Source organism: Nocardia sp. NPDC004278 (genome assembly GCF_053602975.1).
This window is the reverse complement of sequence record NZ_JBSGEQ010000013.1, coordinates 188,140-215,071: the sequence shown is the minus strand read 5'-3', so window position 1 is coordinate 215,071 and position 26,932 is coordinate 188,140. Positions and strand designations below refer to the sequence as shown.

Below are 26,932 nucleotides of genomic sequence, written 5' to 3'. Positions count from 1 at the left end.
CCGGGCATGCGCACCCCGCACTCCACGCTCATGTCGCCAAGTCCTCGAGCACGCGAGCGAGGCTCGCTGCGCCGAAATCCACGTCCGCGGGTTCGGAGTGCTCCTGCGGCGCATGGCTGATCCCGGTTGGATTGCGCACGTAGAGCATGCCCGACGGCACGTGTGCCGCCAGAATGCCCGCATCGTGCCCGGCACCGGTGGGCAGTGCGGGGACACCGCCGAGCACGCCGTCCATGCGGCCGCGCAGCGCGTCGTCGAAAACGACATCGTCGGAATACGATTCCTCGGTCACCGTGACCTCGCACCCCTCGGCGGCCGCGGCCTCCCGGGCGAATCCGGCAATATCCTCGACCAGCGCGGCCGTGCGTCCGTCTCCGGCAACGCGCGCGTCCAGCCAGAGATCCACCGTCGAGGCAATGACATTCGTGCCACCCGGTGTCGGTATCAGTTTGCCGACGGTGGCCCTGGCATCGTCGGTGGCCGCGGCAACGCGGCGGGCGGCCGCGATCACCGCGGCCGCGGGCAACATCGGATCGTGCCGATCGGGCATACGGGTCGCACCCGCGTGATTGCCCTGTCCGGTGAAGGAGAACCGGTAGCGGCCGTGCGCGATGATGCTGCTGCCGGTGGCGACCGGACTGTCCAGGTCGATCAGCCCGCGCCCCTGTTCGACATGCAGTTCGACGAAGCAGCCGATATTCGCCAGCGCATCGGGATCCGCGCCGAATCGCCGCGGATCATGCCCCGCTTCGGCCGCGGCCTCGGCGAAGGTGATCCCGGCGGCGTCGCGCAGTCCGCGGGCGCGGTCGGCATCTATGGCACCGGCGAGCAGCCTGGACCCCAGGCACGGCACCCCGAAGCGCCCGCCCTCCTCCTCCGCGAAAACCAATAGCGCGAGCGGTTTCGCGGGCGCGAAACCCTTGGCGCGCAGGATATCCACGGCGGCGAGAGCGCTCGTCACGCCGAGCGGGCCGTCGAACGCACCGCCGCCGGGCACCGAGTCCAGATGGCTTCCGGTGACCACCGCACCGGCACCTGGAGCCCCCCACCATGCCCAGATGTTGCCGTTGCGGTCGGTGGTCACATCCAGGCCGCGCCGGGCCGCCTGCTCGGTGAACCAGTCCCGCAATTGCAGCTCGGCGCGGTCGTAGACGTGCCGGGAGTATCCGCCGCGTCGCGAATCCCGGCCCACATCGGCGATTTCGGTGAGCAGGCCGTTCGCGCCGCCGCCGGCCGCCGTCACCGGTTCTCCCGCATGGGGATTCGCACGCCGCGCTCCTCAGCGACCGCGTTGGCGCGGTCGTAACCGGCGTCCACATGTCGAATCACACCCATACCGGGATCGTTGGTGAGCACGCGCTCGATCTTCTGTCCGGCCAATGCCGTTCCGTCGGCGACGCAGACCTGTCCGGCGTGGATGGAGCGGCCCATGCCGACGCCGCCGCCGTGGTGGATCGAGACCCAGCTCGCGCCGGAGGCGGTATTGACCATCGCATTGAGCAGCGGCCAGTCGGCGATGGCATCGGAGCCATCGGCCATTGCCTCGGTTTCGCGATACGGCGATGCGACGCTGCCGGAGTCGAGGTGGTCACGGCCGATGACCATCGGCGCCGTCAGTTCACCGCTGGCGACCATCTCGTTGAAGCGCAGACCGGCCAGATGCCGCTCGCCGTAGCCGAGCCAGCAGATGCGGGCCGGAAGTCCTTGGAAGGCAACACGTTCCCTGGCCATCGTGATCCAGCGGCGCAGAGATTCGTTCTCGGGGAACAGTTCCAGCATCGCGCGGTCGGTTGCGGCGATATCGGCCGGATCGCCGGACAGCGCCGCCCAGCGGAATGGCCCCTTGCCCTCGCAGAACAGTGGCCGAATGTAGGCCGGTACGAATCCGGGGAAGTCGAAGGCCCGCTCGCAGCCACCGAGTTCGGCCTCCCCTCGCAGCGAATTGCCGTAGTCGAAAACCTCGGCGCCCCGGTCGAGGAAGCCGAGCATGGCATCGACGTGCTCGGCCATGGATTCGCGGGCGCGGTCAGTGAATTCGTCGGGCTTCTTGGCCGCGTAGTCGGCCCAGTCCGCGAGCTCGACCCCGCGCGGCAGATACGCCAGCGGATCGTGCGCGGAGGTCTGGTCGGTGACGATATCGACCTCGACACCGGCCGCGAGCAGTCGCGGCAGGACCTCGGACGCGTTGCCGATCAGCCCGACCGACAGCGCCTTTCGTTCCTTGCGCGCCTTCGAGACCCGACGTACGGCATCGTCGAAATCGGTGGCGATCTCATCGAGGTAGCGGTCGTGCACCCGGCGCTCGGCGCGCGCCGGATCACATTCGATGACCAGCGCCACCCCGCCGTTCATGGTGACGGCCAACGGCTGCGCACCGCCCATACCACCCAATCCCGCGGTCAGGGTGAGGGTTCCGGCGAGGGTGCCGCCGAAGCGCTTATCCGCCACCGCCGCGAACGTCTCGTAGGTGCCCTGCAGGATGCCCTGGGTGCCGATGTAGATCCACGACCCGGCGGTCATCTGCCCGTACATGGTGAGCCCGAGCGATTCCAGCCTGCGGAACTCCGGCCAATTCGCCCAATCGCCGACAAGATTCGAATTGGCGATCAATACGCGCGGCGCCCACTCGTGTGTCCGGAATACACCGACCGGCTTACCCGACTGCACCAACAGGGTCTCATCGGCATCGAGCGTGGTGAGCGTGCGCGTGATCGCGTCGAAGCTGGCCCAATCGCGCGCGGCCTTACCAGTGCCGCCGTACACCACCAGATCCTGCGGCCGCTCCGCCACTTCCGGATCGAGGTTGTTGTGCAGCATCCGCATGGCGGCCTCGGCCTGCCAATTCTTGGCCGTCAGCCGCGACCCACGTGCCGCCCGAATCGTTCGTGTCATCAAATTCCCTCCATATCAGCGAATGGCCCGTCAGGAGCCGAGGTGTGGCGCGACGGCGGCCAGCAGCTCGCCGGAGCGGATGAGTTCGGCCGCGGCGGCGATCTCCGGTGCCAGGTGCCGGTCCGGTCCCGGACCGTCGACCCTGGTGCGCAGCAGCGCACGGGCGGCCGCGGTGGCCGGACCGGGCCGCAGCGGGGCCCGCAAATCCAATGCCCTTGCCGCCGTGAGGTATTCGATGGCGAGCACGGTACTCAGCCCGTGCACGGCCCGGCGCAGTTTGCGGGCGGCCGACCAGCCCATCGACACATGGTCTTCCTGCATCGCGCTGCTCGGGATCGAATCCACCGAGGCGGGCATGGCGAGGCGTTTGAGCTCGCTGACAATGCCCGCCTGCGTGTACTGGGCGATCATATGGCCCGAATCGACACCCGGATCGGCGGCGAGGAAGGCCGGAAGACCGTGTGAGCGAGCGACATCCAGCATTCGGTCGGTGCGGCGCTCGGCCATACTCGCGACATCGGCGACCGGAATGGCGAGGAAATCGAGGACATACGCCACCGGCGCACCGTGGAAGTTGCCATTGGACTCGAGCCTGCCGTCGGCGAGCACCACGGGATTGTCGATCGCCGATGCCATTTCCCGATCGGCGACCGTTCGGGCATGGGCGAGGGTGTCGCGGGCGGCACCGTGCACCTGCGGTGCACAGCGCAGCGAATACGCGTCCTGCACCCGGTTGCAGTCCGGACCGCGGTGGCTGGCAACGATATCCGAACCCGCCAGCGCGGCCGCCATGCGCCGCGCCGAGAGTGCCTGTCCCGGATGTGGACGCAGGGCCTGCAGATCGTCGGCGAAGACTCGGTCGGTGCCGAGCAGTGCCTCCACGCTCATGGCGGCGGTGATATCGGCGACGTCGAACAGCTCCGCCAGATCGTTGATCGCCAGCGCCAGCATGCCGAGCATGCCGTCGGTGCCATTGGTGAGCGCGAGGCCCTCCTTCTCGGCGAGTGTCAATGGTTCGATCCCATTGGCGCGCAACGCATCTGCCGCCGAGACCAGGTTGCCGGAGGAGTCGGTGACCTCCCCCTCCCCCATCAGCGCCAGCGCGACCGCCGCCAATGGCGCGAGATCACCGGAGCAGCCGAGCGAGCCGAATTCGTGCACCACCGGCGTAATGCCCGCATTGATCAACGCGGCCAATGTGAGTGCCGTCTCCGGACGCACCCCGGTATGTCCGGTGGCCAGCGTGCGCAGCCGCAACACCATCATGGCGCGCACCACCTCGGTCTCGACCGCCGCACCCGCGCCAGCGGCATGCGAGCGGATCAGCGACCGCTGTAGCGCGGCCCGGCTCTCCGGTGGTATGTGCCGGGTGGCCAGCGCGCCGAAGCCGGTGGACACGCCGTAGGTCGGGACCGTCCCCGCCGCCAGCGCGTCGACATGCTCGCGCGCGTCGGTCAGCCGCTTCTCGGCGGCCGCGCTGAATCGCACCCCGGCGCCGCGGCGGGCGACGGCCACGATGCGTTCGACGGTCAGCGGCCCGTCCAACTCCACGGGCGGTAACTGCGTGGTTTCCGGCATAGGCCCATTCCACAACCACGAAGGCGGGTGGAGAATGAGGCTGGGCCAGGTTCTGTCTGGTATCCGAGACAATCGCAGGAAGAGACATGGGAACGAGCAGCGATATACCGGCACTTCGGCGCGGCCTCGCCGTGCTGCGGCTGATGGCGACCAGGGCGGGGCCGATCGCCGCGTCCACCATCGCGCGCGAGCTCGACATCCCCCGTTCCACCACATATCACCTGCTCGCGGAGTTGGAGGAGGCTCGCTTCGTCACCCGGCTGCCCGCCGAGCGGCGCTACGGCCTCGGCATTGCCGCCTTCGAACTGGGTTCGGCCTATCTGCGCCACGATCCACTGGAGCGGGTGGCCGGGCCGTTGCTACGCGAGCTGGCCGGGCGGGTCGGGCACAATACGCACCTCGGAGTCCTGCACGGTAACGAATTGCTGTATCTGATCAAGGAGCGCCCGCCGCGCCCGGAGACGCTGGTCACCGATGTCGGCGTGCGGTTGCCCGCGCAGCTCACCGCATCGGGCCGGGCGATCCTGGCGCATCTGCCCGCCGCCCATGTACGGGCGCTGTTCCCGTCGGCGGCGGCCTTCGTGCGCCGCACCGACCGCGGGCCGACCAGCCTCGCCGCGCTGCGCGGCATTCTGGCCGCCGAGCGCCGTCGCGGCTGGGCGAGCGAGGACGGCCATGTCACCGCCGGATTCGCCTCGGTCGCCTATCCGGCCTTTGATCACGACCATCGGCCGATCGCGGCGATCAGCGTGACATTGCGACACCACTGCGAGCGGATTCCCTGCGCCGCCGACTGGGCCGATCTCGCCGCCCAAGTGCGCAACACCGCAGACGATCTCACCCGGCGCATCGGTGGGCGGGTGAGCTGAGGATCAGCCCTGTCCGTAAGCGAACAGGGAGCAATCGTTGTGATGCCACGTCTCGTCCGCCTTTTCAAGGTACTTCCGGCCGCATTCGCGACACACCGGCGCGCAGCCCAAGATTCAGCTATCCGATGGTTACGCTGGCAGATCATCGGCCGGCGCGTCGCTGCGCAGGTGACGCACGACCGAACAGTGCCGGATGGGGACAGGAGCTCGATGCGAACACCGATGCGCCGACGTGCCCTCGTCGCACTCGCCATGATCGCGACCGCACTGCTGCTGCCCGGTGTCGCCATGCCGAGCGCGCACGCCTCCATCGCACCGTTCGCCCGCGAATTCCTCTGGGGCGTAGCATCATCCGGCTTCCAATCCGAGGGCCACGCGCCGGACAGCAATTGGACCCGCTACATCGATTCCGGCAAGGCCGGGGACGACTACGAGAATTCGGTCGACTTCTACCGGCGCTATATCTCCGATATCAATCTGGCCGCCCGCCTCGGGGTGCGGGTGTACCGGGTCGGCATCGAATGGGCGCGCGTGCAGCCGCAACCCGACACCTGGGACGAGGCGGCATTCGGCTTCTACGACAATGTGATCGCGCGCATTCTCGCCGCCGGTATGCGGCCGATGCTCACCCTCGATCACTGGGTGTATCCCGGCTGGGCCGCCGATCGCGGCGGCTGGCGCAATCCGGGCATGGTCGAGGATTGGCTGGTCAATATGCGAAAAGTGGTGAGCCGCTATACCTCTCGCAATCCGCTGTGGGTCACCTTCAACGAGCCGGCCGCCTATATCGGCACGGAGTTGCGCATCGGTGCGATCACCCCCGATGAGGCGCCCGCGATGTTGGACCGAATTACCCAGGCGCACAACGCAATTTATGACACCATTCATAAAAGCATGCCCGACGCGCAGGTGACGAGCAATCTCGGCTATGTCGCGGGTGCCGAGACCGAGGTGAATCAGCCGATTGTGGATCGGATCGCGGATAAGCTCGACTTCATCGGCGTCGACTACTATTTCGCGCCGGTGCCGGAAACCAGCAAAGCGGTGCAGGGCGGTTCGAACGAGGGTCCGCCGATCTGGGAACTGCCCATCCATACCGAGGGCATCTATTACGCATTGCGTCACTACGCGAAGCTGTTTCCCGATCGCCCACTGTATGTCGTGGAGAACGGCATGCCCACCGAGGACGGTAAGCCGCGCACCGACGGCTACACCCGCTCCGACCACCTCCGCGACACCGTCTACTGGCTGCAGCGCGCCAAGGCCGACGGCATCAATGTCATCGGCTACAACTATTGGAGCCTCACCGACAACTACGAATGGGGAAGCTACACACCGCGTTTCGGCCTCTACACCGTCGATGTGCGGACCGACCCCACCCTGACCCGCCAACCCACGGACGCGGTCGACGTCTACCGCGGCATCATCCGGTCCGGCGGCGTTCCGGCCGACTACCGCCCGACCCGTGCACCGGTCGAATGCGGACTGGTCGACCCACCCGACAGCTGCGACGAAACCGTCAGCGTTCCCTAGCCGCAGACGCGCCAACGGTTTCGCCCGGCTCCAGAGCAACTACTCGCCGACCAAGAGCGCATCCTCGGGTCGGATCATCCGGACACCCGCACTACCAGGGACCGGGTCCTATTCCTGCAACAGCAAATCCGATTCCGGCATAAGCAACTCGGACCGGATTCGCCCGAATCGAATCCGAGCCAGTGATTCAGCCTGCCGTCGCCGAGTTCCGGCATCGACGCGGCGTGACTATTCGTCCGATGTCGATATGGCCGGTAGCGCGCCCTCGAGCCACCAGTGGGTATAGGCGAGACCGGCCGCGGCTGCGATCAACGCGGCGGGAATGACGAAACCCCAATGGGCACTTACGGAATAGAGTGCCACTGCGACGGCGGCGCCGAGTACCACGGCGGCAATACGGGCGACGGCGAGCGGTTCGATGCGGCGGGCGGTGACAAGATCGCTGACGAGACCGGTGAAGGTGCTGGTCATGTAGGTCGTGGGCGATCGGCGATCAATAATGAGGACAGCGGCCGACTGGACACCCATCGCCAGCGCGGCCGCACCGAGCAGCAGCAGGCGAACGACACCGACCGCACCGGCGAATACGGCAACCGCGGCCAGCACGACCATCAATACCGCCTCGCCCGCGAGACAGTGACGCAGACGTGCGATGCGCAGCGGCCCCGCAGGCATGGCGCGACACCAGCGCGCCGCCGCCGCGACACCGAAGAAATAGCTGACGAGAACCACCAGCGGCGGTGTCAACTCGATGCCGGATATACCGAGGGCCGCACCGAGCAACACCAGATTGCCGGTCAACACGCTGGCGAACACGTTGCCCAGTTCGGTGAATACCAACCCGTCCGTCGCACCCGCTCCGGCCGACAGCAAGACCAGCACCGTCGGCCCGACCGGCAACCGCCACGGACGTTCATGCTTCATCTGCATAACCGCGACGGTATCGGCCGGGCATCGGCGTGCCTCGGTCGGCTATTTCTTATCGGCGGTCAACTGCCCGGCCGCACCCCAGCTGTCGGCGGGCGTCTCGTGGATCCAGACCTGCACAGTCTCGGCGGGAATCCGGTAGGCGTCGACGAAGGCATCGGTGATCCGGCGGACCAGATCCCGCTTGAGTTCGACGGTGCGCGGGCCCTGCTGCACGGTGACAATGGGCATGACTGACTCTCCTCACTGAAAAGGGTTGGGACAGACCACATCCGGGCTTTCCACTGTGGGTTCCCGCCCGGTTCGGCGGCCTGTCATCAGTTCACCCGATCGAAGATCATCGACCAAGGGCCAGTTCGTTCGCACAGCGATAACGAGTCCTTATTGTTCGAGGTACCGCGCGCTTTCCGCCGGTAGGAGCGTTCGAAGTAGCTCCGAACCGGGGGCATCGGTTCCCGCACGCAGGGCCACGGCGATCGGCAGGCTCATGCCACCGTCCGCGAACGGCCGGAAGACCACCCGGGGGTTGTGCACCTGGTCGGCGTTGGCGGCGTAGATCACTGTCCACATGGCCACGGCGGTGCCGATCGCGGCCAAATTGTCCTGCAGGGTGGTCGCGGTCGGCGCCGGCACCGGCTCGAAACCCGCACGCTGACAAGACATCAGCACCAGATCCACCAGCGCCGGATGATTGCGCCGCTCGGTCATCCGCAGTGGCACCGACGCCAAATCGGCCAATCGCACCGTCTCCTGCGCCGCCAGCGGGTGCCGGGCGGGCAGAGCCGCGACGAGCTGGTCGTCCCATGCGTGCAGATACTCCAGGTCGGCGGTGTCCTCGATGGCGGGCGCGCGCACGAAGGCGGCATCGAGTCGACCGTCGGCCACCTGCGCCAATCGCTCACGCACCGGCAGGGTGACCAACTCGATCCGCACCTGTGGAAGGCGCTCGGCAAAGGCATCCAGGATGGTGTCCAGCCGCGCACCCAGCCCGGTCACCGTGCCCAGCCGGAATACCTCCGCCCGCGCACCGGCCAGATCGGCCACCGCTGCCCGAGCCTGATCGGCCGCGCTCAGCACGCTCCTCGCCGCGGGCAGAAACCGCACCCCAGCCTCCGTCAGCCGCACCCGCCGCGGCGACCGATCCAGCAACTGGACCTGCAACTCCCGCTCCAGCCGCCGCACCTGCTGACTCACCGCAGGCTGGGCAATATGCAGCCGCTCAGCCGCCCGCCCGAAGTGCAATTCCTCAGCCACAGTGACGAAATAGCGCAACTGGCGCAACTCCACGGCGCGGACTCCTCAACTACCGATCAGTCCCCCCACAAAACCAACCCCCTTACCAACAAACCCAATTCACCCCCGCAAATCCCCCGTTGGACGGTCGATCACCATGCGCTGATGCAGGTAAACGTCGAGAGCAACCTGCATCAGCGCATTCTCGATGACGAGGCTATGTGGGGTTAGTTGGGGTAGACGTAGTGTTTGGGGGCGAAGTGGCCGGTTCCGCTGGAGCCGGCGTAGGGGACGTCCAGGGGGGCGGTGGTGAGTTTGTGGGGGTTGCCGTCGGGGTCGGCTTGCCAGCAATCCTGTTGTACGCCATGGAAGCTGGTGCAGACGATGCGGGTGTTGGTGCCGTAGGGGGAGGTCAGGCGGTTTCGGTCGGAAAGGGGGTTCCAGTAGTCGGGGTCGGATTGGACGGCGAAATTCTTGGTCTCGTATACCTCGAATGCGCCGCCGCCGTCCGAGGGCCAGTCATCGGCGGCGGCGGTGCCAGCACCGATCAGCATTGCGGCGCCGGCCATTGCGGAGAGTAGGGCGATCCGCGGAACACGCTTGGTTTCGAAGTGCATCGCTATCCTCTTCTGCTTCCAGAGTTTCTGGAACAGCCTGAGCATGCTAGCCGGGTCGGAGTCCAACGGGTGATCAGTGGGCATCGTGGCCAGTCGATCGACCGCTATTTCCTCGACCACTGTTCCCTGGATTCCTCCGAACCCTCGGCTGGGCAATCAGCAGAGCGGGCACCCCGCGTACGGGGTGCCCGCTCTGGAGCAAGGTACCCGGTGGCTATCCGGGCGGCGCTATGTGCCGAAACTACTTCGGTGCGTTGAACGGCTGGTTGATCGTGGTGAAGTACTGCACGGCCGCCAGTATCGCAACCGGGGCGGTCACAAAAAGCTGCCCCGCCAGGGTGCCCAACGCGCCGACGGCCACGATCCCGCCCAGGCAGCCGACCGCCGCTGCGGGTATGAACGGGCCGAACAAACCCACAATCGTCGCCGCCGCCACCGTCGCGCCGACGATGCCCCCGAGCAGGCAGCCCACGGCACCACCAGCGATGCCGCCGACAAGGGTGCCGATCGTGGCACCTGCGCTGATGGTGGAGGCCAGCCGGTTCCAGGCGGCCTGTTCCCGGTCGTAGGGTGTCTTCCACGGCGCGGTGTCCTCATACGGCAGCGCCACCGGCTGGTATACCGCATGCGCCAAGTCGAACTGCGGCGTCAGCACTGCGGTCCGGTCGTGCAGGTCTGCGGCAATCGGGAACACGAAATCGTCTACCCGGAAGGATAATTCGGTGCCCGCGAGCGTTGTACCGTTGGCCGCCTTGATCTTGAATACTCCGTTGTCCACATCCAGTGATCCGGCATCGGTGTGGATCACGGTGGACTCTGCGGTCGTATTCGCCGTGTAGTTCACTACATCGTCGGTATTCGGAGCGGCACCGGCGGTACCGGCGGCGACTCCGAGCGCCGTGGTCAACATGGTGGCCACCACGGCGAAATTCGTCATCTTCACTTGCTTTTCCTCATCATCGGGCCACTTACACGATCCAGCGGCACTGGCGCAATCTTGCAGCAAATGTTATGAAAATGAAACCCCCGAATTTGATGTCTGCAAATAGAGGATTCCGGCTGCAGTTTCGAACCCCGTTCAGGCCCGGCATCCGAGCCGGTGAAGTACTGAACTGCGGCGGCAATGGCGACCGGAGCGGTGACGAACAGCTGTCCGGCAATGGTGCCGAGTGCGCCGATAGCGACGATGCCGCCGATGGCCGCGGCCGGGATGAACGCACCGAACAGACCGACGATGGCCGCCGAGGCAACGGTCGCACCGGCGATACCGCCGAGGACGCAGCCGGCGGCGCCACCGTCGAGACCGCCGACCAGGATGCCGATGGTGGCGCCCATGCGATGGTGTCCTTCATGCCGCACACATTGGACGCGGACAGCGCACTCCCCGGGCCGACGTAGTCAGCGCGTTTCGAGGACCGCCATGGCTGCGTTGTGACCGGGGATACCGCTGACTCCGCCGCCGCGTACCGCGCCGGCACCGCAGAGGAAGACATTCGGCACATCGGTCGCCACGCCCCAGCGAGCCGCAGGGGTATCGGCTTCGTCGGTGCGGTATGGGAAGGCCAGGTCTCGGTGGAAGATGTGGCCGCCGGGCAGGCCGACCTCGCGCTCCAGGTCGAGTGGCGATTTCGCTTCGATGCAGGGTGCGCCGTACTCGTCCGCGGCGAGGCAGTCGACGAGAGGTTCAGCGAGTACCGCATCCAGTTGGGCGAGTGCGGCTTTCACCGCCATTGCCTTCGCCGCTTCCGGGTCGGACTCGAAAAGCCTTGCCGGAGTGTGCAATCCGAACAATGTGAGGGTATGCATGCGGGAGTCGGGCGCGAGGATCGAGGGATCGGTCAGCGTGTGACAGTAGATCTCCGACGGCGGGGCGGACGGGATCCGTCCGGCAGCGGCCTCGCGATAGGCCTGTTCCAGTTGCGAATACGATTCGGCGATATGGAATGTTCCGGCGAAGGCCTCGCGCGGATCGGTCGCGATGTCGCGCAGCCGGGGTAGCCGCCGCAACACCATATTCACCTTCAGTTGCGCGCCTTCGGGTTTCGGCTCCCCCGGGACGCCGAGCAACCGCGTGAGCTCGTGTGGTGCCGCATTGACCAGCACATGCCGTGCGCCGACCACCTCGTCCCGATAGTGCACTTCCGCCGTGACATTGTCGGATTCGACCTCGGTCACCTCGCTGCCGGTGATCAGCTCGGCCCCGGCCGCGCGGGCCGCGTCGGCGAGTGCGTCGGTGAGCGCGCCCATACCGCCGATCGGCACATCCCAGTCGCCGGTGCCGCCGCCGATCACGTGGTAGAGGAAGCAGCGGTTCTGCCGCAGGCTCGGGTCGTGCGCATGGGTGAAAGTCCCGATGAGCGCATCGGTGAGCACGACACCGCGCACGGTGTCATCGGCGAAGGTCGACTCGACCGTCTCCCCCAGCGGCCGCTCGAACAGTGCCGCCCAGGTGGTGGCATCGTCGACCACCCGCTCGAGCGACGACCGCGACGGCAATGGCTGGGTCAGCGTCGGGAACACCCGTTGCGCGAGCCGACCGGTCGCGCCGTAGAACCGCTGCCATGCCCGGAAATCATGATCGGATCCGGTGAGCTGCACAAAACTGTCCCTGGTCCGAGCCTCGGATGCGGTGTCGACCAATAACCCGCCGTCCCCGACCGGCGTATACGACGAGATCCGCCTGCGCCGCGTCGCGAATCGCAAACCCAACTCCGCGACGATCTGGCGCGGCAGCAGGCTCACCAGATACGAATACCGCGACAATCGCGCATCGACCCCCGGGAACACCCGCTCCGAGACCGCGGCCCCACCGGTGTGATCCTGCCGCTCCAGCACCAGCACCGATCGCCCGGCCCGCGCCAGATACGCGGCGGCCACCAACCCGTTATGGCCACCGCCGACCACCACCACGTCATAGGAGGAGCGCATCGGTTTCATCTGTCCTGCCTATCACGGATTCCAGGGATTGCGGTGACGGCGGACGATTGCGGGGAAATTACGGCCGGGTTTCCATATTTCCCTGCGATTGACCAGCGCTCACTTCACACTTAGTTTCTGGCAAACGCTGTATGAGGGCGGCGTTTTCACCCGGGAGCGATCATGACCGAAGCCAACGCACCATCCGACGACGAACGTCGCCTTGCCGAACTCGGCTACAAACAGGAACTGGCCAGGTCTTGGTCCGGATTCTCCAACTTCGCCATCAGTTTCACCATCGTCTCGATCCTGACCGGCGGTTTGGCCAGCTATGGCATCGGTCTGGCCAACGGCGGTCCGATCACCATGGCATGGGGCTGGCCGCTGGTCTCGGTGATGGTGTTGTTCGTCGGGCTGGCAATGGCCGAATTGGCCTCGGCCTACCCGACTTCCGGCGGTCTGTACTGGTGGGCGTCGGAGTTGGGCGGTCCGGTCTGGGGCTGGTTTACCGGATGGTTCAACCTGATCGGCCAGATCGCGGTGACCGCCGCCATCGATTACGGCGCGGCGATCTTCACCACCGCGGTGCTGAACGTCATCGGCATCGATATCGGAACCGACCGCACCGCAATCTTTCTCGTCTTCACCGCGATCCTGATCCTGCACGCCGTGCTCAACGCGATCGGCCCGCATCTGTCCGCGGTGATCAACAATATCTCGGCCTGGTGGCATGTCGGCGGCGTGGCGATCTTCGTCATCGTGCTCGGTTTCGGCGCGAGCCACCATCAGAGCGTCGGGTTCGTCTTCACCGAGACCGTCGACAATAGCGCGGTCGGCTTCGGTGGCGTGGCGTTCAGCTTCCTGCTCGGATTGCTGCACGCGCAATACACTTTCACCGGATATGACGCCTCGGCGCATATGTCGGAGGAGACCCACGACGCCGCGCGCACGGCGGCCAAGGGCATCATCAATACCATCATCGTCTCCGCCGTTGCCGGATATCTGCTCATCATGGCGGTCACCTTCGCCATTCCGAATCTCGACGATGCATTGGATCCGAACAAGAACAGCGGCTATCCGGTGATCTATATCCTGGAGAACTCGCTGAATTCGTTCTGGTCGGGTCTGCTGCTGATCATCGCCGCGATCGCGCAGCTGTTCTGTGGTTATGCCTCGGTCACCTCGGCCTCGCGCATGCTGTTCGCGTTCTCCCGCGACGGCGCGGTACCGGGATCGGCGTACTGGTCGCGACTTTCGGCCCGCAAGGTACCGGTGCACGCCGTGCTGTTCATCTCGTTCTTCTCGTTCGTGCTGTTGATTCCCTCGATGCTGGTGCCCGCGGTGAATGCGCCGACCGCCTACGCGGCGGCCACCTCGGTCGCCACCATCGGCCTCTATATCGCCTATGGCATCCCGATTCTGCTGCGCCAGTTGCACGGCAGCCGATTCCAGACCGGCCCTTGGCAACTCGGTCACTGGTATCGACCGGTTGGTGTGATCGCCCTGGTCTGGATCGTATTGATCAGTGTGCTGTTCATACTGCCGACCGATGACCGCGGCTACCCGTGGAACAGCGAATTCACCTGGAACACCGTCAATTACGCACCGATCACCCTGGTCGGCGTGGTCGGCGCGATCGGTATCTGGTGGGCGGTATCGGCCAAGCACTGGTTCACCGGACCCAAGCGCACGGTCGAGGCTCCGCCCGAACCGGAGGCCGAGGCCACTGCCAACGCCTAACCCAGTAGCGCGAACAGGGTCCGGCGGATCGCCACGGACGCCTCGGCCTGCGAGCGGCCTCGGCGTTCGACGAGGTGGTGCCGGGTCGGCCAGCCGACGGCGGCGTCGACGAGATCGAGCAGTTCCTCGTCGATGCCGCCGTCGACGGTCAGTTCCGCTGCGAAGGTACGGGCCAGCGCATCGCGAATCCGCCGGTCGGTCAACCGCATTCGCTCGTCCACTCCGGGCACGGTATGCGATTCGAGCAGCCCGAGCAGCCGGGGATTGCGCTGCAGTGCGAAGATCGCCTCGCTCTGGCGCACCACCGCATCAATGCGCTCGGCCAGTGGCAGTCGCGGATCCGGCGTCGCGATCAATGCCTCGACCCGTTCCGATTGCACCTCGACGACCGCTACCCGCAGGTCATCGCGTCCGGGAAAGTGCACGAAGACGCTGCGCTCGGAGACCCCGGCCCTGGCCGCTATGCGCCTACCGGTCGGATCGAGTTCGCCGTCCTGAATCGCCGCGAGCAGCGCGGCGATAATCGCGGCGCGCGTCTGTTCCGGATTGCGCCTGCGTCGGGCGCCCGCAGTGCTCTCATTCATATCCGCATCCGATCACAGCGACCCCATGAGCACATCCGCTGGTATGGCATCCACCGTAACCGCTATTGCAGTCACACTGCAATAGCGGTTACGGTGGGCTCGCCGAGGACGGACAGGAGAGACGATGGTCGAGCACCAGGACGACGACAACCGGACACCGCGGGTGTCGCGCCGCGGAGTATTCGGGGTCGGAGCGGCGGCACTCGCGGTGGCTGGTGTCGGCGTCGGTCTCACCGCGTGCGGCGACTCCGATGAGGTGAACCCCGCCACCGCACCCACCGATCCGAGCGATCACATCGCCGATGCCAATAAGCGGTTCGCCGCAACGCTGCCCTTCTCCGACACCACCGATTTCGCCGACGCCGACCGCGGCTGGATCGCCTCGCTCGAGCCCGGCGTGGTCAACGACGCCAGCGGAAAGGTGGTGTGGGACACCGACTCCTACGCTTTCCTGCGCGAGCCCTGTCCACTGTCGGTGAATCCGAGCTTGTGGCGGCAATCCCAGCTGACGGTCAAGCAGGGCCTGTACGAAATTGCACCGGGCTGCTACCAGATCCGCGGTCTCGACCTGTCGAATATGACGCTGATCGAAGGCAATACCGGCGTAGTCGTCATCGATCCGCTGATCTCGACCGAGACCGCGGCCGCCGGACTCGCGCTCTACCGCGCCCATCGCGGCAATCGCCCGGTCACCGGTCTCATCTACTCGCATTCACATGTCGATCACTTCGGCGGCGCGCTCGGCGTCACCACCCGGGAGGACGTCGCGGCGGGGCGCTGTCCGGTGCTCGCGCCGTCCGGCTTCCTCGAACACGCGGTTGCCGAGAATATCTACGCGGGCACCGCGATGTCCCGGCGTGCGGCCTATATGTACGGCGCGGCCCTCCCCCGCGGCCCCAAGGGGCAGATCGGTGCGGGCCTGGGCCAGACCACCTCGACCGGCACCACGACACTCATCGACCCGACCCTCGATATCACGCACTCCGGCCAGCAGGAGGTCGTCGACGGTGTGCGCATGGTGTTCCAGCTGACGCCGGGCACCGAGGCACCGTCGGAAATGAACTTCTATTTTCCGGACCGCCGCATGCTGTGTATGGCCGAGAACGCCACCCACACGCTGCACAATATCGTCACGCTGCGCGGCGCGCTGGTGCGCGACCCGCATGTATGGTCGCGCTACCTCACCGAGTCGATCAACCTGTACGGCCGCAATGCCGATCTGGTCTTCTCCTCGCACCACTGGCCAGTCTGGGGCACCGACCGGATCGTGGAATTCCTTGCGGTGCAACGGGATCTGTACGCCTACCTCAATGATCAGACGCTGCGCCTGTTGAACCAGGGCTATGTCGGCAGCGAGATCGCCGAAATGCTGCAGCTACCGCCCGGGATCACGAAGGAGTGGTCGACCCATGGCTATTACGGGTCGGTCAGCCATAACGTCAAGGCCATCTACCAGCGCTATATGGGCTGGTTCGACGGCAATCCGGCACATCTGTGGGAACACCCGCCGGTCGAATCGGCCAAGCGGCACGTCGATGCCATGGGCGGTGCGAAGGAGGTGCTGAAGAAGGCGCAAAAGGCTTATGACGCCGGCGATTACCGGTGGGCCACGCAACTGGTGAACTACGTGATCTTCGCCGATCCGGATAACACCACGGCAAAACACCTGCAGGCCAGCGTCTTCGAACAACTCGCGTACGGCGCGGAAAACGCCACCTGGCGCAACTTCTACCTCAGCGGCGCCCACGAACTGCGCAACGGACCGTTCGGCACCCCCACGAAGGCCAACGCACAGGGCATGCTGGCGGCACTGACCATCGACCAGGCCTTCGATGCCATCTCACTGTTCGTCAACGGCCCCAAGGCCTGGGACGTCAAGGCCACCACCGACTGGCGCTTTACCGATGCCGAAAACCGCACGCAGCGCGTCGAATTGCGCAATGGCGTGCTGATCCACTACGCCCGCACCCCCGACGACGGTCTGCCCGCCCCCGACGCCACCCTCACGCTGACCCGCGCCACATTCGCCAGCGCCATGCTCGCGGGCGGCAGTGTCGCCGACGCGATCATCAAGGGCCAGATCAAGGTCGACGGCAACATCGCCGCCCTGCAGAAACTCAACGGCCTCTTCGACCGCCCCGATCCGAACTTCGCGATCGTCACGCCATAGAGGGTTCCTAATCGCCGAAAATCCAACGAAGTTCGGGATGTCGGCTGATCGGAGGCCGGGTGGGTAACCAGCGGTTATGTTTCCTCAGCCGGGTATAGGGCGCAGGCTGGTTCCGGCACGGGCGGCAGCGCGGCCCTCGCGTGTGAGGGTGACGGTGTGCATCCGTCCGAGGGTGGTGGGCCGCCAGTCACGGGCGATCAGCCCGCGGGCAGCCAGGGTGGTGCGTATTGGCGCTCACATTGGTGACCACCGGTAACGACTGCGGCGTGTGCTGCCTTCAGTAGGCGCCGGAGGTTCAGGTGCGCGCCACACTCAGCTTGTGCCAGGCGCATCGGTGTTGCGCAGCAGTCTGTCCACGAGGAGTTCGGGGTAGCCGGAGGCCGGCGGGTCGATGCCGAAGATCGCCCGCAGGTAGAGCGGTGCGATTAGCTGGTCGAGGATCTGCTCCGGGGGCGGAGGGTTCTCGCCGCGGGCAACGGCCCGCTCGCGGATGCGCTCGATGGCGTGGAGGCGGCGCTGGAAGTGCTGTGCGCGTTCCGCCTGTGCGTCGGCACTGCTCGGCATGGACAGGGCGACGGCTCGTACGAGGAGACGGCCTTCGGGTGTGCGGATGCTCGCCACCCCCGCCTGCGCCCAGGCGGTGAGGTCACCGCGCAGGGTGCCGGTGTCCTTTAGTGGCCAGTCTCGTTCCAGGCGGGTGGTGACTACGTCGGCCAGGAGCGCCTCACGGCTGCCCCAGCGCCGGTAGACGCTGGTGTGGTTGACCCCGGCGTGTTGAGCGATCGCGGGGATGGTGAGCTCTGCGCCCCCGGGTGCGGACAGCAGGTCGATGACCGCCTGATGGACGGCCGAGCGGACCTGCTCAGGGCTCTTGCGGATGCGTGCGGTCGACTGCTTCGAAGTCACCCCCTCATCGTAAGCACAGATATTTGCTTATTGATCCTCGGCTGGTCTACAGTTCTGCACAAGCACAGATCTGTGCTTACTGCCCGAGGAGAGTACGGACGATGAAGCAGCTGCTGTTCCCCAACAACCCCCAGTTCTGGTACGAGACCCTGCGCTCGATGAGCCACATCGCCTACGGCGGCGCCGACTTCGGCGAGGTGGTCTCCACCGGCGAGCGCATCGTCGAGGGCGACTACGACAGCTGGTACACCGAGTGGCTGGCCACCGCCGACCGCGTGGCCGGCGAGGCGCAGAAGGCGCTGGACGCCGGCCACCCGGTCAGTGCGCGGGACGGCTTCCTGCGGGCCTCCAACTACTACCGCTCGGCCGAGTTCTTCCTCCACGGCCAACCCTGCGACCCCCGCCACGACCACGCCTACGACCGCAGCGTGGCCTGCTTCCAGTCTGCGGCGGCGCTGTTCACCCCGATCATCGAGCCGGTCCGCATCCCCTACGAGGGCACCACCCTGCCCGGCTACCTTTACCGGGCCGACACCACCAGTACCCCGCGGCCGACCCTGATCATGCACAACGGCTTCGACGGCACCGCCGAGGAGTTGCACTTCTTCGGCGCCATGGCCGGCGTCGAGCGTGGCTACACCGTGCTGGTCTTCGACGGCCCCGGAATGCCCGGACCACGCCACCATCAGTGCATGGTCTTCCGCCCGGACTGGGAGAACGTCATCACCCCCGTGATCGACTTCGCCGAGACCATCCCGGAAGTCGACAACAGCCGCATCGCACTTCTCGGTATCAGCATGGGCGGCGTCCTCGCCCCCAGGGCTGCGGCCTTCGAGCACCGCCTGGCCGCGCTGATCGCCGTCGACGGCGTCTACGACCTCGGCCAGATATCGACGCGGAACATCCCCGGGGACCGCAAGGAAGCCGAACGGATCCTGCGCGCGGAATCCGCCCCCGAACTCGATGCCGCCCTCCGGCAGCTCATGTCCACTGACGCAACCGCCCGCTGGGCGATCAACCACGGCATGTACGTCATGGGCGTCGAAACCCCCAGGGCCTTCAATGCCTCCTACCTCGACTACACCCTCGCCGACGGCATCGCGGAGCGGATCCAGTGCCCCACCCTGGTGTGCGACGCCGCCGAGGACGAGTTCTTCAAGGGCCAGCCCGAGCAGCTCTACGGCCACCTGACCTGCCCCAAGACCCTGATGGTGTTCACCGCCGAGGAAGGCGCGGGCGCCCACTGCCACCCGGGCGCGATGCGCCTGTCCCAAGCCCGCATCTACGACTGGCTCGACGACACCCTCGCCGTGACAGCTTGAAGAGGCCGCCGACCTGGCATCCCGACGGGTCCCTGCCTGCAGGTAATCCGCTGATCGTGAGCGGGTGTTGATTGCCACCCAAGATGGAGATGCTGGGGCCTGGGTTGCCAGTTGGCGGGCGCGGCTCATGCCTGCTCTACGCCCACGAGGGACACCGTGACCGGGCCAGCGCGGATCACCCGCGCCGAAATCAGGTACGGAACCCCGTAAAGCCAAGGACCTCGGAAACGACCGGTCCGGTGACGGCGCCCGCTTCCACGGTCGAGGCGGCCTGCAGCTGACCGGCCGCACCAACTACCGGAAGGCAAGCGATGCTCTCGAGGTCGACTTCGTCGGAAACCCCGACTTGGCCAAAGACCCGAAGTACGCCTTCGCCACTGCGGGATGGTATTGGGATTCCAAGGATTTGAACGACGACGCGGATAAATCCGATATCGATGCGATCACCCATACGATCAACGGCGGTAGTAATGGAAGTGCGGAGCGCAATGAGAACTACCGCCGCGCAAGCAAAGTCCTCGATACGGAATGATCGCAAACGATTTGGTCATTGACGCCCGAGTGGCACATGGTCCGAAACCATATGCCATTCAACGTCTTAGACGGTGTCCCATGTCGCCGATTTTGCCTTCGCGACCTTCTTGTAGCAGGTGAGTGTGGCAGCGAGTGAAGCTCATGTCCATGGCGGGCGTTCGAGCACGTCGAGTACGGAAAACCGGTTGACCGGCCCATGCTTTCAGCGGGTAAGGCCAGCCTCCTGGTCGGCGGCAGCGATTGCGTCGTGAAAGCGCTTGTGCACCCAATGGCGCTGGCCCAGGATGTTCACCTGTCCCCATCGGCCGGAGACCGGACCGAGCTGGGTGTGTCGTGGCAACGTGCCCACCAGCTGCTGCGGCTTGGCGCCGCCCGACAACTTGCTGCTCTCCAGCACATATATGGCGTTCTGAGTGACTGCCACGCAACGGTACTTGTTCCAGAACATCGTAAGACCAGTGAGATATGTGATGAGGAAGAAGATGAAGCTGGGCGCGGTCTGACAGATGAACACCTGCCGGATTTCACTGCCTGCGGGAAGTAGCGGCGCCGAACGCTCGACCAGGTCCTTCCGTGGTTCGGACCGCGCCGGACGATCCGGGTCGGGGCTGCTTGTCACTCGAGAATTCATACCACGTGTCTTCGGTGGATGTGATTCGTCTGCGCGCGTCGGAATCGTTTGTGCCGCATGATGTTCGACTCATGATCGATGAACTCTCGAAACATCTTGTGCCAGACGAACTGTGGACTCGGTCTGCTCGATCACCCGGTTTCGGGCGCTGGCGCGGGCGAGGTTCGTAGCCGGCCGACGGCCGCGTCGAAGGCGGCGGCGAGGTGGGCGGACGAACCGGTGACGGTCGTCAGGATCATGCCGCCGTGCACCGCGGCGAGCACGGCCGAGGCGGTCGCGTCGGGGTCCGCGTCGGGGTCCATGTCACCGGCGGCCTGCATCCGTTGAATGCTGGTGCGAATGATGTTGTGCCACTGCAGCATCAGCCGCCGGACGACTGCCGCGGCGCCGGGAGTGGCGGTGGACAGGTGGTGCACAAGCGTCTGCATCGGGCAATCGGCACCGGTGCGATCGAATTCCCCCAGCAACTGTTCCCGCCAGCTGTCCCACGCCTGCCAGGTGACGAGCGGATCGATGCGTTCGTGCAGGATGCCCAGAATACGGTCGGCTTCGGTGGCCGCCACCTCGGTCAGCAGTTCGTCCTTCCCGCCGGGGAAGTAGTGGAACAGCTGACTCTTGCTCGCCTGCGATCGCTGCCGGATGTCGTCGAGAGTTGTTGCGGCGACACCTATTTCGAGTACGGCGCGGGTAGCACCCGCCAGAATCCTGGCGCGGGTTTCGCGTCCCTTGGCAGTGCTGCGCTGCGGCATCGACCCAGTGTAGAGCCGCGGCGAAACCGTACTTGCGGGTCCATTTTCCGGGGCGCAGCATCGGCGACCAGGAGACGGAGGAGGACTCGATGGTGACACGACAGCGCGTACTGGTGACAGGAGCAACCGGGAAGACCGGTAGCAGGGTGGTGACCGGTCTGCGGCAGCACGGGATCGAGGTGCGCGCAGCGTCCCGCTCCGGTGCGGTCCGCTTCGACTGGAACGACCCGCAGACCTGGGCGGACTCCCTCGACGGTGTGCGCGCGGTATACCTGGCGACCCCGATGACGAGCGAGGGGTTCGGCGCCGCCGCGGTCGCCGACTTCGTCCGGTTCGCGACCGCCCGCGGTGTCGAGCAGATGGTGTTGCTGGCGGGGCGCAGTGCGCGCGCCGACCCGCGGAGCCCCTACATGAACGCACTGGAGGATCCGATCCGGACCAGCGACACCGAGTGGACGATCCTCAGCCCGGGCGTCTTCCAGCAGAACTTCCTCACCGAGGGCTGGCGGGCCGGCATCAACGCCGGCGCCGTGGAACGGGTGGAGGCCGCGCCGGATATCCCCGTCGATTTCATCGATGTCGCCGATATCGCCGAGGTCGCTGTGCGGGTGCTCACCAGCGCGGGCCACGGCGGGATGACATACGAGCTGTCCGGTCCACGCGCCCTGAGCTTCCGGGAGGCGGTCGGGATCATCGCCCGCACTCTCGCGCGGCCGGTGACCTACCACCGAACGGACCTCAACGATTGGCTGGTGCGGGCTCGGGCACGCGGGCTGTCCGAGGTGGAGATCGACTTCATGACCGTCAATCAGCTCGGGCAGGCCGGCGGCGCCTACAGCATTCCGTACACCGGCGTGCAGCAGGTCCTCGGCCGGGAACCGGCCGCATTCGAGCGCTTCGTCCGCGAGGCGGTCGTGGCAGGGGAATGGGGCCGGCCGTGGTGAGCCCCCGGGCACACCTCTACAGCCCAATTACGTTGCTGGATCGAGGCTTAGCTGTCCTCCTGGCCCAGGAACTGTTTCGCGTACTCGTACCCTTCGGTGCCTTCGGCCGCCGCCTTCGCGTAGACCAGATGTACGACACCGGTTTTGAAGGTGTCGGAGGAAAGCAGTTGCAGCGGAAGCGCGGAGTCGGTCTCCTCGAACAGTCGCAGACCCTTGCGTACCGCGATCGGGTGCACCAGCAAATGCAACTCGTCGAGTAAGCCGACCTCGAGCAGCTGGCGGACGACCGATACCGATCCACTGATACCGATGGGCGCCTCGCCCGGCTCGGTCTTCAGCGCCGCGACCGCCTCCACCAGATCCCCCTTCAGCACCTCGGAATTGCGCCAGGTGAAGGTGAGGTCCTGATGCGTGACCACAATCTTGCGCGCATCGCCGAGCCGCTTGGCCATCTCGGCGTCCACATCGCCAGCGAGTTCCCGCTCCGGCCACGCCGCGGCGAAGCCGTCATAGGTCTTGCGCCCCAACAGCAGCGTGTCCGCCGCACCGAGCTGACGGTTCACGGCCGTGGCCATCTCGTCATTGAAGTACGGGAAGTGCCAGTCCTGCGGGTTCTCGACGACGCCGTCGAGTGCGATGAACAGTCCCGCGGTGATTTTCCGCATCGGATCTCCTTGGTCGGTAACTACTGCGTCACCAGATCAGACGAACCGGAGCTCGGATAATCATCGCTCGCCGCGCACCACCGGGCCGGGCGATCGACTGCGGCGCAGTGCGAGTTGGAGTTCGAGCAGCAGTCGGTCGGCGGGGTCGGCGAGGTCCATCCCGATGATCTCTTCGACGCGGCGGATCCGGTAGCGCAGCGTATTCGGATGCACCTGCAGGGCCGTCGCGGCATTGCGCACGTCGCCGTGTTCGCGCAGATAGGTCTCGACGCTCTCGCGCAGATTCGCCGAATGCTTCCGGTCGTAGTCCAGCAGCTTGTACAGGCGCGGATCGTGCAGATGCGGCCGGTCACCGACGAGATCGAGGATTTCGCCGAGCAGCACCGCGGTGCGCGATTCGGCCAGCGTGGTCACCCGGTTCTTCTGGTAGGTCGCCGCGGTGCTGTCGAGTACCCGGTCCACCTCGGCGCGCGCACCGGCGACGTGGGCCAGATCCGGAACGGGACAGGCGATGGCGGCGCGCAATTCGAGCGCGCGCTTGGATTCGAGCTGCTCGACCAGCTGGCGGGTCCACGCGGTCACGGCTTCCGCGGATCGGTACTGCGGCAGCAGCACATAGACCCGGTCATCGAGCACGGTGGTGACCGAATCGCCACGAAATGAGCTGGCGCGCAAGCGAAGCATATTGCCGAGCGTCGCGGGCGACGGCGCGTTCGCACCGGGCGACGGCGCGAATCCGACCACCGCGGCCGGACCGGTCAGCGGCAGGTTCAGCGCATTGGCGACGGTGGGCACATCGGCAGCGCCGCCGCCGGTACCGAACAACCGCTGGATCAGCAGTGCCTCGCCGGTCGGCGCATCCAGACTGCGCGATATGAGTCGGGCGGCGATGGCCGACGCGCCGCGCAGGATTTCCGCGGCATCCGGTTTGAACGGCCGGTCACCCTGTTGCAGCCAGATTGTGCCGAGCATCCGCGGTGCACTCCCCTCGGCGTGCGCGCGGATGCTCACCACGAGGCGGCGCTTGATATTGAGCTCCTCGTGCGCCGGGACATCGATGACCTCGTCGGTCCCGCGCAGCCGATCGAATACACCCCACTCGCGCAGCACCCGCAGATAGTCGCGCGGCCCTTCGCGGCCGAGGATCGAAAGCACTCGCATCTGGTCGGCCGTCTGATCCGAGGCCGAATACGCCAGCACATGCGATTGCGGGTCCTCGATGGAGACCATCCCGCCCGCATTCTGGGCCACCATATGCGCCAGTCCGAACAGGTCGAGGTCTGCGGCCACCAACTCACCTTTCCTAGCCACGACCACCGCCCACTTTCATACGACTCGCCAATACGGTTATTCCATCTTTGTCCGCTTGTCCGATTCTGCGGGCAGCTTTGCGGTGTTGACTTCGGCTCACCCTCATATACCAGCAAGGAGGACTCATGGACGCCATCGTGTCCACGCCCCAGCCGGTCAACGAGCCGGTCGGCAGCTTCGCCCCGGGCAGCGCCGAACGCGCCCGTCTGCAGGCAAAGCTGACCGAACTCGCCGCTACGCCGACCGAGATCCACCATGTCATCGGCGGTGAACATCGGCGCACCTCGGGCAAGACCATCGATGTCGTGCAGCCGCACAACCACGGCGCGGTGCTCGGCACCCTCACCACGGCCGAGGCCCGCGATGTCGAGGACGCGATCGCCGCCGCTACTGCCGCGGCGCCCGGCTGGCGGGCGCTGTCGTTCGAGGATCGCGCCGCGATCTTCCTGCGGGCCGCGGATCTGCTGTCCGGCCCGTGGCGCGAAACCATTGCCGCCGCGACCATGTTGGGACAGTCCAAGACGGCGTACCAGGCCGAGATCGACGCGCCGTGCGAACTGGTCGACTTCTGGCGCTTCAATGTGCACTTCGCCCGGCAGATCCTGGCCGACCAACCGATTTCGACCCCGGGTGTGTGGAACCGGGTCGAATACCGCCCGCTCGAGGGCTTCATCTATGCGATCACTCCGTTCAATTTCACGGCGATCGCGGGCAATCTGCCGACCGCGCCCGCCCTGATGGGCAATACGGTGCTGTGGAAGCCGTCGCCCACCCAGGCGGTGGCGGCCTATTGGACGATGAAACTGCTGGAGGCCGCGGGGCTGCCGCCCGGTGTCATCAATATGGTGCACGGCGCGGGACCGAAGATCTCCGATGTCGCGCTGGCCGACCGGCGGCTGGCTGGCATCCACTTCACCGGTTCCACGGGGACCTTCCAGCATCTGTGGCGTGCGGTCGCGGCGAATATCGGCGACTACCACACCTATCCGCGGCTGGTCGGTGAGACCGGCGGGAAGGACTTCGTGCTGGCGCACAGTTCCGCGGATCCGGATGTGCTGACCACGGCGCTGATCCGCGGTGCCTTCGACTACCAGGGCCAGAAGTGCTCGGCCGCCTCGCGCGCGTTCATCCCGAAGTCGGTGTGGAGCAAGATGGGCCGCGACCTCATCGATAAGGTCGGCACGCTGAGCTACGGCGATGTCACCGACTTCGCGCATTTCGGCGGCGCGGTCATCGATCAGCGCGCCTTCGACCGCAATGCCGATGCCATCGCCAGGGCCAAGGCCACCCCGGGCCTCACCATCGCGACCGGCGGACATACCGACGACTCCGTCGGCTACTTCGTCGACCCGACCATCCTGCTCGGCGACGACCCCACCGATGCGGCGTTCAGCACCGAATACTTCGGCCCGATCCTGGCGATCCACGTCTACGATGATGCCGTCGCCGGATCCTTCGAATCGGCGCTCGAACTGGTCGACGGCGGTTCGGCCTACGGCCTGACCGGGGCGATCATCGCCGATGACCGCACCGCCGTTGCCGCGGCGACCGAGCGGCTGCGGTTCGCCGCGGGCAACTTCTACATCAATGACAAACCCACCGGCGCGGTCGTCGGCCAGCAGCCCTTCGGCGGATCCCGCGCGTCGGGCACCAATGACAAGGCGGGCTCACCGCAGAACCTGCTGCGCTGGACCTCGGCCCGCACCATCAAGGAGACCTTCGTCCCGCCGACCGAGCACACCTATCCGCACCAGGCACCCGAGGAGAACTGATGGCCATCTCCGGTTTGCTACGCCCCGCCATGCTCGCGGCCTCGCGGTCGCCGCGGCTCGAGCGCACCGTCACGCGGATGTCGACCACCAAGAAGCTGGTGGACCGCTTCGTCGCGGGAGCAGCCGAGCCGAATGCGGTGGCGGCCGTCGAAACTCTGCTGAATTCCGGTCGCTATATCACCGTCGACTATCTCGGCGAGGACACCACCGATATCGAGCAGGCGCGCAATACTGTGTCGCACTATCTGGCGCTGCTATCGCTGCTGCGCAGTTCGGCCACCGGATCTGTCGGGCCGCTGGAGGTTTCGCTCAAGCTCTCGGCGCTCGGGCAATCCCTGCCCAAGGACGGTCACGCGATCGCCCGCGCGCACGCCCATCAGATCTGCACGGCCGCCGCCGATGCAGGCGTACTGGTGACCATCGACGCCGAGGACCACACCACCACCGATTCGACGCTGTCGATCGTGCGTGAACTGCGCGCCGACTTCCCCTCGCTCGGCACCGTGTTACAGGCCTATCTGCGGCGCACCGAGGCCGACTGCCGGGAGTTCTCCGGTCCGGGCTCGCGCATTCGCCTGTGCAAGGGCGCATATCGCGAACCCGCGTCGGTGGCCTACCAGAGCAAGGCCGAGGTCGACCAGTCCTATCTGGACTGTCTGCGGATCCTGATGAAGGGTGACGGCTATCCGATGGTCGCCACCCACGATCCGGCGCTCATCGAGGCCGCCGGCGTATTCGCCACAGCCACCGCGCGCAAGTCCGACGATTTCGAGTTCCAGATGCTCTACGGCATCCGCGACGCCGAACAGCGCCGCCTGGTCGAGGCCGAACATCATGTCCGGGTCTACGTGCCCTACGGCGATCAGTGGTACGGCTACTTCATGCGCCGCCTCGCCGAACGCCCCGCCAATATGGCGTTCTTCCTGCGCTCGCTGCGCCCTGGCAGCCAGCGCTGACGCTCCGCTCGGCGGTCTTGTCTGTGCAGTCGGACAAGGCCGCCGAACTTTATTTATCCAATTCGCCGATCACAGCGCTTTCG

At 66.2% G+C, this 26,932-nt stretch carries 22 protein-coding genes and 3 pseudogenes; 9 read left to right on the top strand and 16 right to left on the bottom strand.

Going from position 1 to position 26,932, the window contains the following annotated elements; genetic code table 11:
* Positions 1 to 28: 28 nt before the first annotated feature.
* From ACWEO2_RS21855 to hutH, 3 genes are read right to left on the bottom strand one after another with little or no spacing between them, the layout of a single operon-like run.
* Positions 29 to 1,243 carry an allantoate amidohydrolase gene (locus ACWEO2_RS21855; RefSeq protein WP_452406989.1) on the bottom strand — a complete coding sequence of 405 codons (1,215 nt, stop codon included), beginning with the start codon at positions 1,241 to 1,243 and terminating at the stop codon, positions 29 to 31.
* Complete coding sequence (gene hutU / locus ACWEO2_RS21850; protein WP_452406988.1) at positions 1,240 to 2,892, bottom strand: urocanate hydratase; 1,653 nt, start codon at positions 2,890 to 2,892, stop codon at positions 1,240 to 1,242. The genes ACWEO2_RS21855 and hutU overlap by 4 nt, the downstream gene beginning before the upstream one ends.
* A 30-nt stretch (positions 2,893 to 2,922) precedes the next feature.
* Positions 2,923 to 4,470, bottom strand: a complete 1,548-nt coding sequence (gene hutH / locus ACWEO2_RS21845; RefSeq protein ID WP_452406987.1) for a histidine ammonia-lyase — start codon at positions 4,468 to 4,470, stop codon at positions 2,923 to 2,925.
* Positions 4,471 to 4,556: 86 nt separating this feature from the next.
* Here hutH and ACWEO2_RS21840 point away from each other — a divergent pair, with 86 nt between their 5' ends.
* The gene (locus tag ACWEO2_RS21840; RefSeq protein WP_452406986.1) at positions 4,557 to 5,339 is read left to right on the top strand and encodes an IclR family transcriptional regulator; all 783 of its coding nucleotides are present in this window, start codon (positions 4,557 to 4,559) and stop codon (positions 5,337 to 5,339) included.
* A 210-nt stretch (positions 5,340 to 5,549) separates the two neighbouring features.
* Positions 5,550 to 6,872: a family 1 glycosylhydrolase gene (locus ACWEO2_RS21835; RefSeq protein ID WP_452406985.1), complete on the top strand. Its 1,323-nt coding sequence runs from the start codon at positions 5,550 to 5,552 to the stop codon at positions 6,870 to 6,872.
* A gap of 228 nt (positions 6,873 to 7,100) precedes the next feature.
* On the opposite strand, the gene ACWEO2_RS21830 is transcribed toward ACWEO2_RS21835, so the two are convergent.
* From ACWEO2_RS21830 to ACWEO2_RS21800, 7 genes and pseudogenes are all read right to left on the bottom strand, one after another.
* The gene (locus ACWEO2_RS21830) at positions 7,101 to 7,802 is read right to left on the bottom strand and encodes a DUF1275 family protein (RefSeq protein WP_452406984.1); all 702 of its coding nucleotides are present in this window, start codon (positions 7,800 to 7,802) and stop codon (positions 7,101 to 7,103) included.
* Between the two features lie 42 nt (positions 7,803 to 7,844).
* Positions 7,845 to 8,030, bottom strand: a complete 186-nt coding sequence (dmpI, locus tag ACWEO2_RS21825) for a 4-oxalocrotonate tautomerase DmpI (protein WP_354950967.1) — start codon at positions 8,028 to 8,030, stop codon at positions 7,845 to 7,847.
* A gap of 150 nt (positions 8,031 to 8,180) precedes the next feature.
* A complete protein-coding gene (locus ACWEO2_RS21820) occupies positions 8,181 to 9,086 on the bottom strand; it encodes a LysR substrate-binding domain-containing protein (RefSeq protein ID WP_452406983.1) in 906 nt (301 codons plus the stop codon).
* A 173-nt stretch (positions 9,087 to 9,259) separates the two neighbouring features.
* Positions 9,260 to 9,649 (bottom strand): hypothetical protein, encoded by a 390-nt coding sequence (locus tag ACWEO2_RS21815; protein ID WP_452406982.1) that lies wholly within the window; start codon positions 9,647 to 9,649, stop codon positions 9,260 to 9,262.
* Positions 9,650 to 9,890: 241 nt separating this feature from the next.
* A complete protein-coding gene (locus ACWEO2_RS21810; RefSeq protein ID WP_452407006.1) occupies positions 9,891 to 10,586 on the bottom strand; it encodes a hypothetical protein in 696 nt (231 codons plus the stop codon).
* A gap of 161 nt (positions 10,587 to 10,747) precedes the next feature.
* A pseudogene (locus ACWEO2_RS21805) lies at positions 10,748 to 10,984 on the bottom strand (hypothetical protein); the annotation flags it as partial.
* Between the two features lie 63 nt (positions 10,985 to 11,047).
* The gene (locus ACWEO2_RS21800) at positions 11,048 to 12,577 is read right to left on the bottom strand and encodes a phytoene desaturase family protein (RefSeq protein WP_452407005.1); all 1,530 of its coding nucleotides are present in this window, start codon (positions 12,575 to 12,577) and stop codon (positions 11,048 to 11,050) included.
* 171 nt (positions 12,578 to 12,748) lie between these two features.
* Between ACWEO2_RS21800 and ACWEO2_RS21795 the strand changes: the two genes are divergently transcribed.
* Positions 12,749 to 14,305: an amino acid permease gene (locus tag ACWEO2_RS21795; RefSeq protein ID WP_452406981.1), complete on the top strand. Its 1,557-nt coding sequence runs from the start codon at positions 12,749 to 12,751 to the stop codon at positions 14,303 to 14,305.
* Here ACWEO2_RS21795 and ACWEO2_RS21790 read toward each other — a convergent pair.
* Positions 14,302 to 14,889: a TetR/AcrR family transcriptional regulator gene (locus tag ACWEO2_RS21790; protein WP_452406980.1), complete on the bottom strand. Its 588-nt coding sequence runs from the start codon at positions 14,887 to 14,889 to the stop codon at positions 14,302 to 14,304. The genes ACWEO2_RS21795 and ACWEO2_RS21790 overlap by 4 nt on opposite strands.
* A gap of 124 nt (positions 14,890 to 15,013) precedes the next feature.
* On the opposite strand from ACWEO2_RS21790, the gene ACWEO2_RS21785 reads away from it, so the two are divergent.
* Complete coding sequence (locus ACWEO2_RS21785; RefSeq protein WP_452406979.1) at positions 15,014 to 17,059, top strand: alkyl/aryl-sulfatase; 2,046 nt, start codon at positions 15,014 to 15,016, stop codon at positions 17,057 to 17,059.
* Positions 17,060 to 17,371: 312 nt separating this feature from the next.
* On the opposite strand, the gene ACWEO2_RS21780 is transcribed toward ACWEO2_RS21785, so the two are convergent.
* Positions 17,372 to 17,965: a TetR/AcrR family transcriptional regulator gene (locus ACWEO2_RS21780; RefSeq protein WP_452406978.1), complete on the bottom strand. Its 594-nt coding sequence runs from the start codon at positions 17,963 to 17,965 to the stop codon at positions 17,372 to 17,374.
* Positions 17,966 to 18,066: 101 nt separating this feature from the next.
* On the opposite strand from ACWEO2_RS21780, the gene ACWEO2_RS21775 reads away from it, so the two are divergent.
* A complete protein-coding gene (locus tag ACWEO2_RS21775) occupies positions 18,067 to 19,287 on the top strand; it encodes an alpha/beta hydrolase family protein (protein ID WP_452406977.1) in 1,221 nt (406 codons plus the stop codon).
* 253 nt (positions 19,288 to 19,540) lie between these two features.
* Positions 19,541 to 19,819, top strand: a pseudogene (locus tag ACWEO2_RS21770) (glycoside hydrolase family 19 protein); the annotation flags it as partial.
* 204 nt (positions 19,820 to 20,023) lie between these two features.
* On the opposite strand, the gene ACWEO2_RS21765 reads toward ACWEO2_RS21770, so the two are convergent.
* Together ACWEO2_RS21765 and ACWEO2_RS21760 are read right to left on the bottom strand one after the other, a co-directional pair.
* On the bottom strand, positions 20,024 to 20,440 hold the full coding sequence (locus tag ACWEO2_RS21765; RefSeq protein ID WP_452406976.1) for a hypothetical protein: 417 nt from the start codon (positions 20,438 to 20,440) through the stop codon (positions 20,024 to 20,026).
* Positions 20,441 to 20,583: 143 nt separating this feature from the next.
* Entirely contained in the window at positions 20,584 to 21,201 is a 618-nt protein-coding gene (locus tag ACWEO2_RS21760; RefSeq protein WP_452406975.1) for a TetR/AcrR family transcriptional regulator, read from the bottom strand.
* Between the two features lie 89 nt (positions 21,202 to 21,290).
* On the opposite strand from ACWEO2_RS21760, the gene ACWEO2_RS21755 reads away from it, so the two are divergent.
* Positions 21,291 to 22,145 carry an NAD(P)H-binding protein gene (locus ACWEO2_RS21755; protein WP_452406974.1) on the top strand — a complete coding sequence of 285 codons (855 nt, stop codon included), beginning with the start codon at positions 21,291 to 21,293 and terminating at the stop codon, positions 22,143 to 22,145.
* Positions 22,146 to 22,192: 47 nt separating this feature from the next.
* Here the strand turns inward: ACWEO2_RS21755 and ACWEO2_RS21750 are convergent, their stop codons facing one another.
* A complete protein-coding gene (locus ACWEO2_RS21750) occupies positions 22,193 to 22,810 on the bottom strand; it encodes a dihydrofolate reductase family protein (RefSeq protein ID WP_452406973.1) in 618 nt (205 codons plus the stop codon).
* A 60-nt stretch (positions 22,811 to 22,870) separates the two neighbouring features.
* Positions 22,871 to 24,106: pseudogene (locus ACWEO2_RS21745) on the bottom strand (PucR family transcriptional regulator); the annotation flags it as partial.
* A 140-nt stretch (positions 24,107 to 24,246) separates the two neighbouring features.
* Between ACWEO2_RS21745 and pruA the strand changes: the two are divergent.
* Positions 24,247 to 25,893, top strand: coding sequence for an L-glutamate gamma-semialdehyde dehydrogenase (gene pruA / locus ACWEO2_RS21740; RefSeq protein ID WP_452406972.1), 1,647 nt, complete (start codon positions 24,247 to 24,249; stop codon positions 25,891 to 25,893).
* Positions 25,893 to 26,849 (top strand): proline dehydrogenase family protein, encoded by a 957-nt coding sequence (locus ACWEO2_RS21735; protein ID WP_452406971.1) that lies wholly within the window; start codon positions 25,893 to 25,895, stop codon positions 26,847 to 26,849. Before pruA ends, ACWEO2_RS21735 begins: the two co-directional genes overlap by 1 nt.
* Positions 26,850 to 26,932 lie beyond the last annotated feature (83 nt).